Genomic DNA, 13,200 nt, shown 5'->3' with positions numbered 1-13,200 from the left:
CGGAAGTGGCATTGCGGCCCTGTGACGCCCTCGCCGACGATGCGAGCACCATCACAGACGGGAGCCGCCGCCCATGCCGCACACCACCGCCTTCGCCAGGAACCAGTGGTACGTAGCCGCCTACAGTCACGAGGTAGGGCGCGAGGAGCTGCTCGGCCGGACGATTCTGGGTGAGCCGCTGGTGTTCTACCGGACCGAGGAGGACGGGACGCCCGTCGTCCTGCACGACCGCTGTGTGCACCGCCGTTACCCGTTGTCCGAGAGCCGGCTGGACGGTGACCGGATCGTGTGCGGCTACCACGGCTTCACGTACGACACGACCGGCGCGTGCGTGTACGTGCCGGGGCAGAAGCGCATCCCGCGCACCGCCCGGGTCACCTCCTACCCGGTCGTCGAGCAGGACTCCCTGGTGTGGGTGTGGATCGGCGACCCGACACTCGCCGACCCGCAGACGATTCCGCGGGCCCGTCACCTCGACTCCCCCGGCTGGACGACCGTCCGGGGCATGGAGCCCATCGACGCCGACTACGGGCTCCTCGTCGACAACCTCCTCGACCTGTCCCACGAGACGTATCTGCACGGTGGTTACATCGGCACCCCCGAGGTCGCCGAGACGCCGATCACCACCGAGGTGGACGAGGGCGCGGGGGTCGTGCGGGTGAGCCGGCACATGGACGACGCCGAGTGCCCGCCGTTCTACGCCCGCTCGACCGGGATCGAGGGGCGGATCACGCGGTGGCAGGACATCGAGTACCACGCGCCCTGCCTGTATCTGCTGCACAGCCGGATCGCCCCGGTCGGTGTGCTGCCGGAGGCGGACGGCAGCGACCCGAACGGCTTCCACACCGAGATCACGTACGCCATCACGCCCTCCGCCGACGGCAAGGTGTACGACTTCTGGATGGTCTCGCGGGACTGGGCGACCGAGGACAGCGAGGTCACCGAGTTCCTGCGGGGCAACAACCACACGGTGGTCATGCAGGACGTCGACGCGCTCAACCTGCTGCAACGGACCCTCGGCAGCGAGCGGTCCGGCTACCAGGAGCTGAGCATCAACATCGACACCGGTGGGCTGGCCGCGCGTCGCATCCTCGCCCGGCTGGTCGAGGAGGGCGACAAGCCCGTGGAGAAGGTGCTGTGAGCGGGCTGTCGTCGACAGGGCCGCGCGAGATCTACCGCATCGACTGGCTGCCGGGCACCGACGTCCTGCACGGCACCTGCCACTGCGGGGCCGAGCACACCGCCCAGGACCCGGTCGAGATGTGGGAGTGGATGCTCGGCCACCCGGAAGGCCACCAGCCACGAGGACATCAGTCATGAGCGTGTACGAGACCGAACTCGTCGTCGAGAGGCGGGAGTTCGCCGCCGACGGGGTGCTCGCCCTGACCCTGCGGCACCCGCGGGGCGAGGAGCTTCCGGGCTGGGAGCCGGGCGCCCATGTCGACGTGGTCCTCGGGCCGGACCTGGAACGGCAGTACTCGCTGTGCGGCGATCCCGCGGACCGGGCGGCCTGGCGTGTCGCGGTGCTGCGCGAGCCGGACGGGCGCGGCGGATCCGCGTACGTGCACGAGCGGTTGGGGCTGGGCGACACGGTGCGGGTGCGCGGTCCGCGCAACCACTTCGCGCTGCGGCCCGCCCCCTCCTACCGCTTCGTCGCGGGCGGCATCGGCATCACCCCCATCCTGCCGATGCTGGCCGCGGCCGAGGCGGTGGGCGCCGAGTGGAGCCTGCTCTACGGCGGCCGCACCCGCGGGTCCATGGCGTTCACCGAGGAGTTGGGCGGCTACGGCGACCGCGTCACGATCGCCCCTCAGGACGAGTCGGGGCTGCTGGACCTCGCGTCCGTGCTCGACGACGTACCCGAGGGCACCCTCGTGTACTGCTGTGGCCCCGAGGCACTGCTGGACGCCGTGGAGCAGCGGTGCCCGGCCGGGACGCTGCACGTCGAACGCTTCCAGCCGAAGACCCAAGTAGTGGGTGGGAACACCGAGTTCGAGGTCGAGTTGGCCCGCAGCGGGCGGACGCTCAGCGTCCCCGCGGACGTGTCGGTTCTGGACGCCGTGCGTCTGGCCGGTGTCGAGGTGCTCTTCTCCTGCACGGAGGGGACCTGCGGGACCTGCGAGACGGACGTCCTCGAAGGCACCCCGGACCACCGGGACTCGGTGCTCAGCGACGAGGAACGGGAAGCGGGCGAGACCATGCTCATCTGCGTGTCCCGCTGCCGGGGCAAGCGGCTCGTGCTGGACCTGTGACGCGGGCGGCGGGTCGCCCTCACCCCTGCTCCGGCCATTGAACCGGCCCGGGATCGACCTGCCGGGCCGCCCACAGACCGCGTACGTGGCCGAGGTGACGGGTCATCACCTCTCTCACCGCGTCCCCGTCCCGGGCCGCCAGCGCGTCCAGGAGTTCCAGGTGTTCCTCGGCGGAGGCCAGCAGGCGCCCCGCCTCCAGGAGGGCGGTGAGGCCGTAGAGGCGGGAACGCCCCCGGAGGTCGCCGACGACCTCGACGAGGTGCGCGTTGCCGGCCAGGGCGAGCAGACCGAGGTGGAAGCGGGTGTCGGCCTCGACGTACGCGATGAGGTCACCGGCCACGGCGGCCCGCACGATCTCCCGGGCCGCGGGGCGCAGCGCCTCCAGCGAGACCGGGTCGGCCGTCATCGCCAGGTCCACCACCGTGGGGATCTCGATGAGCGCGCGGATGTGGGTGTACTCGTCGAGCTGTTTCTCGGAGACCGCGGTGACCCGGAAGCCCTTGTTGGGGACGGTGTCGACCAGGCCCTCCTTGGCCAGGTCCAGCATGGCCTCGCGCACCGGCGTCGCCGAGACGCCGAAGCGGGCGGCGAGCGTCGGCGCGGAGTAGACCTGCCCCGGCCGCAGTTCACCGGCGATCAGCGCGGCCCGCAGGGCGTCCGCGACCCGTTCCCGGTAGCTGTGCTTCTTGCCGCCGAGGGACGGCAGGGCCGGGGCAACCGCGGTGGGGGCGCTGGTGCGCTGGGCGGCCATGGGGTTCTCCTCGCTGTGCGGTCGCGCTGTGCGATGTCATGCGGTACCCGTCATTGTCGTCGAGGTCTACAGGACGAATCCCGCCGGGAACGGGTCGCTCGGGTCGAGCAGGTACTGGGCGGTGCCGGTGATCCAGGCGCGGCCCGTGAAGCTGGGCAGGACCGCGGGGCGACCGGCCACCTCGGTCGTGCCGAGGAGCCGGCCGGTGAACCGGGTGCCGATGAAGGACTCGTTCACGAACTCGGTGTGCAGGGGCAGTTCACCGCGGGCGTGCAGCTGCGCCATGCGCGCGCTGGTGCCCGTACCGCACGGCGAGCGGTCGAACCAGCCGGGGTGGATCGCCATCGCGTGCCGCGAGTGGCGGGCGGTGGCGCCGGGGGCGACCAGGTGCACGTGGTGGCAGCCGCGGATGGTGGGGTCCTCCGGATGCACGGGCTCCTCCTCGGCGTTGATCGCCGCCATGAGGGACAGCCCGGCCTGGAGGATGTCGTCCTTGCGGGCACGGTCGAAGGGCAGCCCGAACTGCTCGAGCGGCAGGATGGCGTAGAAGTTGCCGCCGTATGCCATGTCGTATGTCACCGTCCGTCCGTCGGCCAGTGCGATCTTGCGGTCGAGGGCGACGGAGAAGGAGGGGACGTTGGCGAGGGTGACCGCCGTGGCGGCGCCGTCCGTCACCGCGACCTCGGCGACGACCAGCCCGGCCGGGGTGTCCAGCCGGATCGTGGTGACCGGCTCGACCACCTCGACCATCCCGGTCTCCACCAGCACGGTCGCCACTCCGATGGTGCCGTGCCCGCACATCGGCAGATAGCCGGAGACCTCGATGTAGACGACACCCCAGTCGCAGTCGGGGCGGGTCGGCGGCTGGAGGATGGCGCCGCTCATCGCCGAGTGCCCGCGTGGCTCGTTCATCAACAGCTGCGTGATGTCGTCGCGGTGCGCGCGGAAGTGGAGGCGCCGCTCGTTCATGGTCGCGCCGGGGATCGTGCCGATGCCGCCGGTGACGACCCGGGTGGGCATGCCCTCGGTGTGCGAGTCGACGGCGTGCAGGACGAGTTTGCTGCGCATGACGCTCCTGATGGTCCGGGACGACGAGGCGAGGGACGGCTCGGCTGAGTCGGGCGGTCCGGCTCAGGTCAGTCCCGCGGCGACGGCCTTCTCGGTGGCGGCGCGGACGGCGCTCTCCTGGTCCGGCGCCAGCGGGACGCGGGGCGGGCGCACGGGGCCGCCGGGCCGGCCCACGATGTCCATGGACAACTTGATGGCCTGCACGAACTCGACCTGGGAGTCCCAGCGCAGGAGGGGATGCAGCTGCTCGTACAGCTTCTTGGCGGTGCCGAGGTCGCCCTCGGTGGCCGCGCGGTACAACGCCACGCTCGCGGCGGGCAGCGCGTTCGGGTAGCCGGCCACCCAGCCCTTGGCGCCCGCGATGGCGAGCTCCAGCAGGACGTCGTCGGCGCCGATCAACAGGTCCAGTTCCGGGGCGAGTTCAGCCAGCCGGTAGGCGCGACGGACGTCCCCGGAGAACTCCTTGACCGCGTGGATGTAGCCCTCGCCGTGCAGCCGGGCGAGCAGTTCCGGCACCAGGTCGACCTTGGTGTCGATGGGATTGTTGTACGCCACGATCGGCACGCCGGCCTCGGCGACCGCCGCGTAGTGCGCCAGCACCGACCGCTCGTCGGCACGGTAGGCGTTGGGCGGCAGCAGCATCACGGACCGGCAGCCCGCGTCGCGGGCCTGTTCGGCCCAGCGGCGGGCCTCGGCGGACCCGTAGGCGGCGACGCCGGGCATCACCCGTGCGCCGCCGACGGCCGCCACGGCCGTCTCGACGACCTTGGCCCGCTCCTCGGGGGTGAGTACCTGGTACTCGCCGAGTGAGCCGTTCGGCACGACCCCGTCGCAGCCGTTCTCGATCAGCCAGGCGCAGTGCTCGGCGTAGGCGTCGTGGTCGACGGAGAGGTCGTCGCGCAGCGGGAGGGCGGTGGCGACGAGGACGCCGCGCCAGGGGCGGATGTCGGTGGCGGTCATCTGAGGTTCCCTCTCACTAGGGTGTGACATTTTACTGAAGGTCGTCCTCGGGCTCCCCGGCGTGGGCCAGCACCCCCAGGGGCACCGGGCGGGCGAACGGCCGCCGGGACGGGGTGAGCGCGCATCCGGCGAGTCCCGCGACCGCGGGCCCGCAGACCCGGCCCTGGCACCAGCCCATCCCGGCCCGCGTCAGCAGCTTCACGGTCCGCAGGTCGCCGGCGCCCAGTTCGGTGACGGCGTCGCGGACCGCGCCGCCGGTGACCTCCTCGCAGCGGCACACGACGGTGTCGTCGGTGACCTGGTCACTCCAGTGGGCGGGCGGCGCGTACACACCGTCCAGCGCGGCGGCGAACTCCCGCAGTCGGGTACGGGACTTCGCGGCCGTCGTCCATGCGCGGGGGTCGGGTGCGGTGCCGTGCAGGCGGGCCGCGGCGGAGCGGCCCGCGATGTGCCCCTCGGCGAGGGAGAGAGCCGCGCCTCCGATGCCGGTGGTCTCGCCCGCCGCCCAGACACCGGGTACGTCGGTGCGCTGCTCGTCGTCGACCTGGACGTTCAGCCCGTCGAGACGGCAGCCCAGGGTCTCGGCGAGGTCGGTGTGCGGGAGCATGCCGTGGCCGACGGCGAGGGTGTCGCAGGGGATACGGCGCCCGGTGCCGGGCCGCACCCGTCCCGTGGCGTCGAGCGCGGCGACGGTCACCGCCTCCAGCCGCTCGGAGCCGTGTGCCTCGACGACGGTGTGGTGGACGAGGGTGCGCACCCGGTGCCCCAGCAGCCGGGCCGCGTACCGGGCGCCTTCGGCGGCCTTGTCGGGCCGCGCGGCCAGTGCGCGGGAGTGTCGTACGAAGGCCTTCGGGTCGGCGGATTCGACGAGCGCGGCCACCCGGACCCCGGCCGCGGCGAGTCCGGTCGCCACGGGCAGCAGCAGCGGTCCGGTCCCGGCGACGACGGCGGTGCGTCCGGACACCGCGAGGGTGCCCTTGAGCATGGCCTGGGCGCCGCCCGCGGTGAGGACACCGGGGAGTGTCCAGCCGGGAAAGGGCAGCACCTTCTCGTAGCCGCCGGTCGCCAGCAGGACGGCGTCGGCGCGTACCTCGACGGGCTCCTCCTGCTCGGGTCCGAGCAGGGCGTGCACGGTGAAGCCCTCGTCGCCCTGGGTGGTCCGCCGCTCCACCAGCCAGACATGATGGTCCGTCAGATGCCGGACGGTGCCCGCCACCAGGTGCGCGTCCAACGCGTCCCGCAGCCTTTCCCACGTCCGCCACTGATGGTGCAGGGCCTGCGGGCGAGTGGCCCGCAGTTCGGCGGCGGGCTGCCGGAAGAACTGCCCGCCCGCCCGTGCTGCGGAGTCCAGGAGGGTGACCCGGACCCCGAGGGCCGCCGCGGCGACGGTGGCGGCGAGGCCCGCGGGGCCCGCGCCGATCACCGCGAGGAGCGGTCGTTCAGTCATCGTGCCCGGTCCCTTCCTGGGTGCGGATCGCGTCACCCGGGTGCAATGGCACCAGGCAGGCGCGTTGGTTCGGACGGTCGTTGACCGTCACCAGGCAGTCGAAGCAGACGCCGATCCCGCAGAAGATCCCGCGCGGGCGGCCCGCGAGCCGGGTGGTGCGCCAGGAGGTGACCCCGGCCTGCCAGAGCGCGGCGGCGACAGTCTGACCGGGCAGCGCCTGGATCTCGCGTCCGTCCAGGGTGACCGTGAAGGCGGGGCCCGGCCGGGCGCCGGCCAGGTCCAGGGGCGAGCTCACGCGACCTCCTCGGTGAAGCGGTCCGGGCGGAAGGGAGCCAGGTCCAGCTCGGTGGTACGCCCGGTCAGCGCCTGGGCGAGAAGGTGCCCGGTACCGGTGGCCAGGCCGATGCCCGCGCCCTCGTGCCCGCAGGCGTGGTGCAGCCCGGGGACGCGCGGGTCGGGACCGATGGCGGGCAGATGGTCGGGCAGGTACGGGCGGAAGCCGAGGTAGGCACGCGTCGCGCGGACGTCGGCGAGGAAGGGGAAGAGCCGGGTGGCGCCCGCCGCCAGCGCCCGCACGGCCGGCAGCGAGAACGTCCGGTCGAAGCCGACCCGTTCGCGGCTGGCGCCGATCAGGACGGGCCCGGCGGCGGTGCCCTCGACGACCGGCGAGGTCTGCAGCGCGGCCGAGTCGCTGGCCACGTTGGCCACGTAGTCGGCGGCGTACACCTTGTGGTGGACCAGGCGGGGCAGGGGTTCGGTGACCAGGACGAAGCCGCGGCGCGGGAGGACGGGCAGGTGGGTCCCGGCGAGGGCGGCCAGTTCGGCGCCCCAGGTTCCGGCCGCGTTGACGACCGCCGGGGCGTGGATGTCGCCCCCGTCGGTGCGCACTCCGCTCACCGCGCCGTTGGGCGTGCGCAGCACCTGGGTCACGGTCCGGCCGGTGAGCAGGCGGGCTGTCGAGGCGCGTACCAGGTGGGCGGCGGCCAGGGCGGGCATCACCTGGCGGTCCTGGGGGTAGTGGACGCCGCCCGGCAGGCCGGGGGCCAGGTGGGGTTCGAGGGCGTACAGCGCGTCGCCGGTGACCGGTTCGGCGACGACTCCGGCGGCGCGCTGCCCGGCGGCGAACCGCTCCAGCGCGGCGAGTCCGCCGGGCGAGGAGGCCACCACGACGCCGCCCTTGGCCTCGTACTCGATGAACTCACCGAATTCCTCGGCGATGTGGTGCCACAGGCGGCCGGACAGCAGCGCGAGGTCCAGCTCGGGGCCGGGCTCCTTGTCGGAGACCAGGAGGTTGCCCTCACCCGCGCCGGTCGTCCCGCCGGCGACCGGGCCGCGGTCCACCAGGACGACGTCGAGACCCGCGCGAGCCGCGTACAGGGCGCAGGCCGCGCCCACCATTCCGGCTCCGACGACCACGACATCGCAGGTCAGTCGCTTGCTCACGTCAGTACTATGTCACATGTCGCACTGTCGGGGAATGTCCTCTCCCTAGGGAAGATGTGGGCTGAACCGGCCCCGGTGGGCCCGGTGCTGGGCTGACGAGGCGCCGTCGGCGACCTGAACGCCGGCGGTGCCTGTCAGGCCTCGGGGGCGGGCACCACGCTGAGGTGTCCCGCCGTACGCCGCGGACGCGCCGTCCGTCGTGTCGCGGGAGCCGGACGGCGCGCGGGGCGCAGCACCAGCGTCAGCCGGGTGTAGCCCAGGTCCCGCAGGGCCCTCGGGGTCTCGTCGACGATGCGGCAGTCGGTGGCGCCCCAGCGCGGGTCGGGGTGCACCAGCGGGCGGATGGCGCCGTCGTGCTCGACGGCCTGCTCGCCGACCGCGCGGATCCAGTGCGGCAGGCCGTGCCGGTAGGCGGCGTCCATGATCGGGTCCTGGGCGATCTCGCGGCGGATGGACTCCAGCGCGTGGTCGTGGCCGTGCCGCTCCACGGCGCTGGCGAAGTGTGCCAGCGCCGGCAGGCACCAGCGCGACTCGTGGTCGGCGAGGACGGTGCCGGCGTCGGGATGGAAGAGGACGAACCTGAGGAAGTTGTCGCCCGGCATGGCCGTCGGGTGCGGACCCACGCCACGGAAAAGTGACGCGAATGCGGTGTTCGCGAGCACGACGTCCCAGCGGTGGTCGAGGACGACGGACGGGAACGTGACGGCTTCCAGGAGGGTGGCGTAGTCCTGGAGATACGTACGGGCCTCAGGCCCTTCGGGGACGGACCGCGGTACGGACCGCTGCCCACCTGCCTGATATGCCATCGGGAGGTCACCCCTCTTGCCTCTGCGGCCTTCACGCGGCGCCCTTGATCCTGCTTCCCCGACGCGAGCGGTGTCAACTATCGTGGCATTTCATGCTGGTTGACGGCAGAAATTGGCCACAGTTGTGGCGAGACCTGGATGTGAGTTCGAACTACCGGCTAGTCTCCGGGAAGTTCACGGCATCCGCTTGTGAGAAGCCTGTGAGAGACCTAGGAGATCTGTCGGTGTCGATCGGCTTCGAGGGTCCCGGCGACGCGGCGTCGACTGTGCTGTCGGCCGTCGTCGGCCGAGTCACCGCACTGGCCGACCGGCTCGGCGTGCCGCACACGGAGATCTTCGGCCCCGGTGCGCTGTCCGTCGCCTCCGGTGTGCCGGAACCCGTGGTCAGGGCCCTGCTGAGCGGCCGCCCCGCCGGTGAGCCCGATGTGCAGGCCCGGTTCCTGCAACGGCTGGACCTGCTGCGGCGCACCCGGCTCAAGCCCACCGGGCGCAAGTACACCCAGCAGGAGATAGCCGACGGCGCGGGGATGTCCCGGCAGCAGGCCGGAGCGCTCATCAACGGCGACCGGCGCCCCACGATGGAGCACTGCGACGCCATCCAGCGTTTCTTCCGGGTGCACGCGGGTTTCCTCACGGCCGAGGACCCCGAGGCGCTCGCCGGTGCCCTCCAGCGCACCGAGCAGGAACTCCTGCAGAGGCTCGCCGAACGGGAGGCGGCCGCGGCGCTCGACGACCCGCTGGAACGGCTGCTGCAGGACCACGGTGTCCGCGGGATCGCCTGGCGGGCCGCTCAGCTGCCCACCGACCAGCACCGTGACAAGGTCGCGGAGTGGCTGGACATGCTCCTGGAGAGCGTCAAGCGTCCCGAGTCCTGATCCGGGGGCGGCCGTGGCCCTCCACTTCAGCCCGGAGGGATGTTCCCGCCGGGGATGTGGGTGCCCTCGGGCCTGCGCTATGCGGGCGAACCGGCGTGCGGCGGGGCCGGATTGTCAGTGGCGGGCGGCAAGCTGGAAGTGCGCCGCCGTGTGCGGCGTGACCGACGCAGTCGACCTGGGGAGAGCCGCCCGATGCACACCGCCGTACTGACCGACCGCGAGCGCGCCGCCGTCCAGGCCTATCTGCGGCTGCTGCACACGGTGCGGGCCGCGTTCGACGTGGCGCCCGGCCCGCCGGACTCCGGCCGACCACCCGTCGTCCCGCCCGCCGTGCTCGCCGAGGCGGAACAGGCCCTGGCCGAGGCGGGACTGACGGGCAATGAGGAGGAGTTCTTCCGGCTGCTGCACACCTGGTGCCCACCGCAGCGGTAGCCGTAACGGGCCCGGGACGCGCGTCGTGCCGTACGTCAGCCGTGCGGCACGGTGACGGCCGTCGCCACCAGTCCGCGCCCGACGGCCCAGCGGCCGTCGAAGTGCCCGAGCCGTCGGCCGCCCACCACCGGCCCGGGTACGAGGAGTTCGGCGCGGAAGGAGCCATGGAGCCGCTCGCCGGGGTCGACGTCGATCTCGATGTCGGCCTCGGAGAAGTCGAGCCACTGCCCGGTGAGGGGGAACCACGCCTTGTAGACGGACTCCTTGGCGCTGAACAGGAGCCGGTCCCAGTGGGGCCCGGGGCGGTCCTGGGCGAGTCGGAGCAGGCGCTCCCGTTCGGCGGGCAGCGCCACGGCGCCCAGGACGCCGTCCGGGAGCGGCCCGTCGGGTTCGGCGTCGATGCCGAGGGAGGCCAGGTCGGTGACGCGGACCAGGGCGGCGGCGCCGTATCCGTCGCAGTGGGTCATGCTGCCGGCCAGCCCGGCGGGCCACTGCGGGGCGCCGCGCTCCCCGGGCAGGACGGGCTGGGGCGGCACGCCGAGCTTCTCCATGGCCCGGCGGGCGCAGGAGCGCACGACGGCGAACTCGCGGCGCCGCTTGCGGACCGCCTTTGCCACGACGGCCTCTTCCTCGGGGTACAGCCCTGTGGTCGCGGGCTCGTCGTGGCCGTACGCCTCCACGGTCACCACCGAGCCGGGCAGCAGTTCAGCGATCACGGCGCCGCGGTCTCCCTCGGGGCGATACGGCGCAGCCGACCCGGGGGTTCGGAGCGTTTGCGCCACTCGCGGGGGTAGCCCACCGACACCTCCTCGAAGCGGACGCCCTCGTGCCAGGTGGTGCGGGGGATGTGCAGATGGCCGTAGACCATGGTCTCGACGCGGAACCTGCGGTGCCAGTCGGCGGTGAGCCGGGTGCCGCACCACATGGCGAACTCGGGGTGCCACAGGACGTCCGTGGGGTGCCGGTCCAGCGGGTAGTGGTTGACGAGGACGGCGGGCAGGTGGTCGGGCAACGCGGCGAGCCGGCGTTCGGTCTCGGCGACCCGGGCCCGGCACCAGGCCTCCCGGGTCGGGTAGGGGTCGGGGTGCAGGAGGGCCTCGTCGGTGCAGACGATCCCGGTGGAGTGCGCGTACTCCAGTCCCTCGTCCTTGGTCGAGCAGCCGGCCGGCAGGAAGGTGTAGTCGTAGAGCAGGAAGAGCGGGGCCACGGCGACCGGACCACCGGGGCCGTTCCAGATGGGGTAGGGATCCTCGGGTGTGGTCACGCCGAGTTCCCGGCAGACGTCGACGAGGTGGTCGTAGCGGGCGACTCCGCGCAGGGTGACGGTGTCCTTGGGGTGGGTCCACAGTTCGTGGTTGCCGGGGACCCAGACGACCTTGCGGAAGCGGCCCGCGAGCGTCTTCAGCGCCCAGCGGATGTCGGCCACGGTCTCCGCGACGTCGCCTGCCACCAGCAGCCAGTCGTCGTCGGTCTCCGGCCGCATGCGTTCGACCAGCGCGCGGTTCTCCTCGTAGCCGATGTGCAGGTCACTGATGGCCAGCAGCTGTCCGGCACCGCCGACCGTCGACGTCACCTCTCGCCTCCTCCGGGCTCCCGAATGTGACCACGAGAGCATATCCGCGGGCCCGAGAACAAGGGCGACTCGGGCTGCCCACCGGCGGGTCCGGCGAGACGTCCGGCGGCACGCCGGTCCGTGGTCCAGCCGCCCGCCCGCGGTCCTCGTGTCCGCGACCCACACCTCGTGCCGCGGTGCTCCGCACGCCGCGTACCAGCGGTGTTGCCCGCTCGGCAGGGCCGGAGTCGGCATGATCGGGTAATCCGTAACACGCGCGTTGCACGCGCGCCCCTTCGGAACCCGTATGATCGCCCCAACACCACCGCACACCCCCCTTCGCACGGGGGCGGTTTGGTGTACCTCCAAACACCCTGGCCGGGCACGGCCTGCTTCGCCGTGCCCGCGAACCTTGAAAGGCGGCCTGCATGGTCTCTCGCGTACGCGTCTGGCTCAACCGCACGTACGCGGAGAACGTGTTCTTCATGGATCAGCTGCGGAGAAATCCCAGCGACCGTGCCGTCGAGATCCATGCGACTCACGGCGACGCCGACTCCCCCGTCCTGGCCGCCGCCGACACCGCCGACCTGGAGCCGGAGGGCCTGTCCCCGGCCGGGTACGTGGAGTACGCGCTGGACCAGTGCGTGCGACGCGGCATCGACGTGTTCGTGCCCCGGCTGCACCAGTCGGCGATCGTTGCGCACCGCGCCGAGTTCGAGGCGGCCGGGACGGCGCTGCTCGCCCCGCCGCCGGAGGGCGTGGCCGTCTTCCACGACAAGGTGATCGCCTACGAGGCCGTCCAGGCGATCGGGGTGCCGGTGCCGCCCTGGTGGCGGGCCCGGTCGGCGGACGAACTGGTCGCGGCCGTCGAGGAGTTGGAGGCCGGCGGGCACAAGGCCTGCTTCAAGCCCGCGTCCGGCGCGGGCGGGGTGGGTTTCCGGGTCATCACGCGCACCCCCTTCTCGCTCGAGCAACTCAACGGCTTCCCGAGTCCGTACGTCTCGCTCGACCTGGTGCTGGGAGCGCTGAAGCAGGCGGACGAGCCGGTGGACTGGCTGGTCATGCCGCGCCTGGAGCAGCCGGAGGTGTCGGTCGACTGCCTGACCGGACCCGACAACCGGATCCGGCTGGCCATCGGCCGCACCAAGAACGGCCGCCGGCGCGGGTTCACGCTCGCCGAGCAGTGGCTGGAGCCCGCGCGACAGATCGCGGAGGGCTTCGGGCTGCACTACCTGTCCAACATCCAGTTCCGGATGTTCGGCGACACGCCGGTCCTGATGGACGTCAACACCCGCCCGGCCGGCGGTCTGCACCAGCTGTCCCTGTGCGGGGTCAACGTCCCTTGGGCCGCGGTGCAGTTGGCGCTCGGCGAGGACCCGGGCGAGATGGCTCCGCCGTTCCTGGGGCAGGACTACACGGTGGTGTCAGGGCCACGGCCGTTGCGCCCGGTGTCCATTCCGCAGCAGTCTTCGCCCCCGCCGGTGGAGCGGGCGCCGATCGAGCCCGCCCCACTCGACTCCGCGGTCAGGACCGAGGCCACCGGCGCGCTGCGCCTGGAGGCCGCGGCGGGCGGCGCCCGCCCCTCGTCACCCCTGCCACGGCACTAGCTTGCGC

At 72.7% G+C, this 13,200-nt stretch carries 15 protein-coding genes; 6 read left to right on the top strand and 9 right to left on the bottom strand.

Features of this window, described 5'->3' with window-relative positions:
* Positions 1-73 precede the first annotated feature (73 nt).
* From ABZ027_RS22225 to ABZ027_RS22215, 3 genes are read left to right on the top strand one after another with little or no spacing between them, the layout of a single operon-like run.
* Positions 74-1,141, top strand: coding sequence for an aromatic ring-hydroxylating dioxygenase subunit alpha (locus ABZ027_RS22225; RefSeq protein WP_356770905.1), 1,068 nt, complete (start codon positions 74-76; stop codon positions 1,139-1,141).
* Positions 1,138-1,320: a hypothetical protein gene (locus ABZ027_RS22220; protein ID WP_356770903.1), complete on the top strand. Its 183-nt coding sequence runs from the start codon at positions 1,138-1,140 to the stop codon at positions 1,318-1,320. Before ABZ027_RS22225 ends, ABZ027_RS22220 begins: the two co-directional genes overlap by 4 nt.
* Complete coding sequence (locus ABZ027_RS22215) at positions 1,317-2,252, top strand: PDR/VanB family oxidoreductase (protein WP_356770901.1); 936 nt, start codon at positions 1,317-1,319, stop codon at positions 2,250-2,252. The genes ABZ027_RS22220 and ABZ027_RS22215 overlap by 4 nt, the downstream gene beginning before the upstream one ends.
* A gap of 19 nt (positions 2,253-2,271) precedes the next feature.
* Here ABZ027_RS22215 and ABZ027_RS22210 read toward each other — a convergent pair whose 3' ends face one another.
* From ABZ027_RS22210 to ABZ027_RS22180, 7 genes are all read right to left on the bottom strand, one after another.
* Positions 2,272-3,003 carry a GntR family transcriptional regulator gene (locus ABZ027_RS22210; protein WP_356770899.1) on the bottom strand — a complete coding sequence of 244 codons (732 nt, stop codon included), beginning with the start codon at positions 3,001-3,003 and terminating at the stop codon, positions 2,272-2,274.
* A 66-nt stretch (positions 3,004-3,069) separates the two neighbouring features.
* Complete coding sequence (locus ABZ027_RS22205; protein ID WP_356770897.1) at positions 3,070-4,071, bottom strand: proline racemase family protein; 1,002 nt, start codon at positions 4,069-4,071, stop codon at positions 3,070-3,072.
* A gap of 63 nt (positions 4,072-4,134) precedes the next feature.
* On the bottom strand, positions 4,135-5,031 hold the full coding sequence (locus ABZ027_RS22200; protein WP_356770895.1) for a dihydrodipicolinate synthase family protein: 897 nt from the start codon (positions 5,029-5,031) through the stop codon (positions 4,135-4,137).
* A gap of 31 nt (positions 5,032-5,062) precedes the next feature.
* Positions 5,063-6,478, bottom strand: coding sequence for an FAD-dependent oxidoreductase (locus tag ABZ027_RS22195; RefSeq protein WP_356770893.1), 1,416 nt, complete (start codon positions 6,476-6,478; stop codon positions 5,063-5,065).
* A complete protein-coding gene (locus tag ABZ027_RS22190) occupies positions 6,471-6,773 on the bottom strand; it encodes a (2Fe-2S)-binding protein (RefSeq protein WP_356770891.1) in 303 nt (100 codons plus the stop codon). The genes ABZ027_RS22195 and ABZ027_RS22190 overlap by 8 nt, the downstream gene beginning before the upstream one ends.
* Positions 6,770-7,921 (bottom strand): FAD-binding oxidoreductase, encoded by a 1,152-nt coding sequence (locus tag ABZ027_RS22185; protein ID WP_356770889.1) that lies wholly within the window; start codon positions 7,919-7,921, stop codon positions 6,770-6,772. Before ABZ027_RS22185 ends, ABZ027_RS22190 begins: the two co-directional genes overlap by 4 nt.
* A 134-nt stretch (positions 7,922-8,055) precedes the next feature.
* Positions 8,056-8,727 carry a hypothetical protein gene (locus ABZ027_RS22180; protein ID WP_356770887.1) on the bottom strand — a complete coding sequence of 224 codons (672 nt, stop codon included), beginning with the start codon at positions 8,725-8,727 and terminating at the stop codon, positions 8,056-8,058.
* A gap of 224 nt (positions 8,728-8,951) precedes the next feature.
* Between ABZ027_RS22180 and ABZ027_RS22175 the strand changes: the two genes are divergently transcribed.
* Together ABZ027_RS22175 and ABZ027_RS22170 are read left to right on the top strand one after the other, a co-directional pair.
* Positions 8,952-9,602, top strand: coding sequence for a helix-turn-helix transcriptional regulator (locus tag ABZ027_RS22175; RefSeq protein WP_356770885.1), 651 nt, complete (start codon positions 8,952-8,954; stop codon positions 9,600-9,602).
* 192 nt (positions 9,603-9,794) lie between these two features.
* Positions 9,795-10,034: a hypothetical protein gene (locus ABZ027_RS22170; protein ID WP_356770884.1), complete on the top strand. Its 240-nt coding sequence runs from the start codon at positions 9,795-9,797 to the stop codon at positions 10,032-10,034.
* Positions 10,035-10,069: 35 nt separating this feature from the next.
* Here ABZ027_RS22170 and ABZ027_RS22165 read toward each other — a convergent pair whose 3' ends face one another.
* Together ABZ027_RS22165 and ABZ027_RS22160 are read right to left on the bottom strand one after the other, a co-directional pair.
* Positions 10,070-10,750, bottom strand: coding sequence for a 4'-phosphopantetheinyl transferase superfamily protein (locus ABZ027_RS22165; protein WP_356770882.1), 681 nt, complete (start codon positions 10,748-10,750; stop codon positions 10,070-10,072).
* On the bottom strand, positions 10,747-11,607 hold the full coding sequence (locus ABZ027_RS22160; RefSeq protein WP_356770880.1) for a metallophosphoesterase: 861 nt from the start codon (positions 11,605-11,607) through the stop codon (positions 10,747-10,749). The genes ABZ027_RS22165 and ABZ027_RS22160 overlap by 4 nt, the downstream gene beginning before the upstream one ends.
* Positions 11,608-12,014: 407 nt before the next feature.
* Between ABZ027_RS22160 and ABZ027_RS22155 the strand changes: the two genes are divergently transcribed.
* Positions 12,015-13,193: an ATP-grasp domain-containing protein gene (locus ABZ027_RS22155; protein ID WP_356770878.1), complete on the top strand. Its 1,179-nt coding sequence runs from the start codon at positions 12,015-12,017 to the stop codon at positions 13,191-13,193.
* Positions 13,194-13,200 lie beyond the last annotated feature (7 nt).

The sequence above is a fragment of the Streptomyces sp. NPDC006332 genome, assembly GCF_040612855.1.
In the GTDB taxonomy this organism is placed as follows: Bacteria; Actinomycetota; Actinomycetes; order Streptomycetales; family Streptomycetaceae; genus Streptomyces.
The sequence above is the reverse complement of the archived record's forward strand: the minus strand, read 5'-3'. Positions and strand labels throughout refer to the sequence as shown.

Coding starts and splice junctions, on each gene's coding strand:
- ABZ027_RS22155 (WP_356770878.1), top strand. CDS start 12,015: ATGGTCTCTCGCGTACGCGTCTGGCTCAACCGCACGTACGCGGAGAAC.
- ABZ027_RS22215 (WP_356770901.1), top strand. CDS start 1,317: ATGAGCGTGTACGAGACCGAACTCGTCGTCGAGAGGCGGGAGTTCGCC.
- ABZ027_RS22225 (WP_356770905.1), top strand. CDS start 74: ATGCCGCACACCACCGCCTTCGCCAGGAACCAGTGGTACGTAGCCGCC.
- ABZ027_RS22205 (WP_356770897.1), bottom strand. CDS start 4,071: ATGCGCAGCAAACTCGTCCTGCACGCCGTCGACTCGCACACCGAGGGC.
- ABZ027_RS22195 (WP_356770893.1), bottom strand. CDS start 6,478: ATGACTGAACGACCGCTCCTCGCGGTGATCGGCGCGGGCCCCGCGGGC.
- ABZ027_RS22200 (WP_356770895.1), bottom strand. CDS start 5,031: ATGACCGCCACCGACATCCGCCCCTGGCGCGGCGTCCTCGTCGCCACC.
- ABZ027_RS22170 (WP_356770884.1), top strand. CDS start 9,795: ATGCACACCGCCGTACTGACCGACCGCGAGCGCGCCGCCGTCCAGGCC.
- ABZ027_RS22180 (WP_356770887.1), bottom strand. CDS start 8,727: ATGGCATATCAGGCAGGTGGGCAGCGGTCCGTACCGCGGTCCGTCCCC.
- ABZ027_RS22210 (WP_356770899.1), bottom strand. CDS start 3,003: ATGGCCGCCCAGCGCACCAGCGCCCCCACCGCGGTTGCCCCGGCCCTG.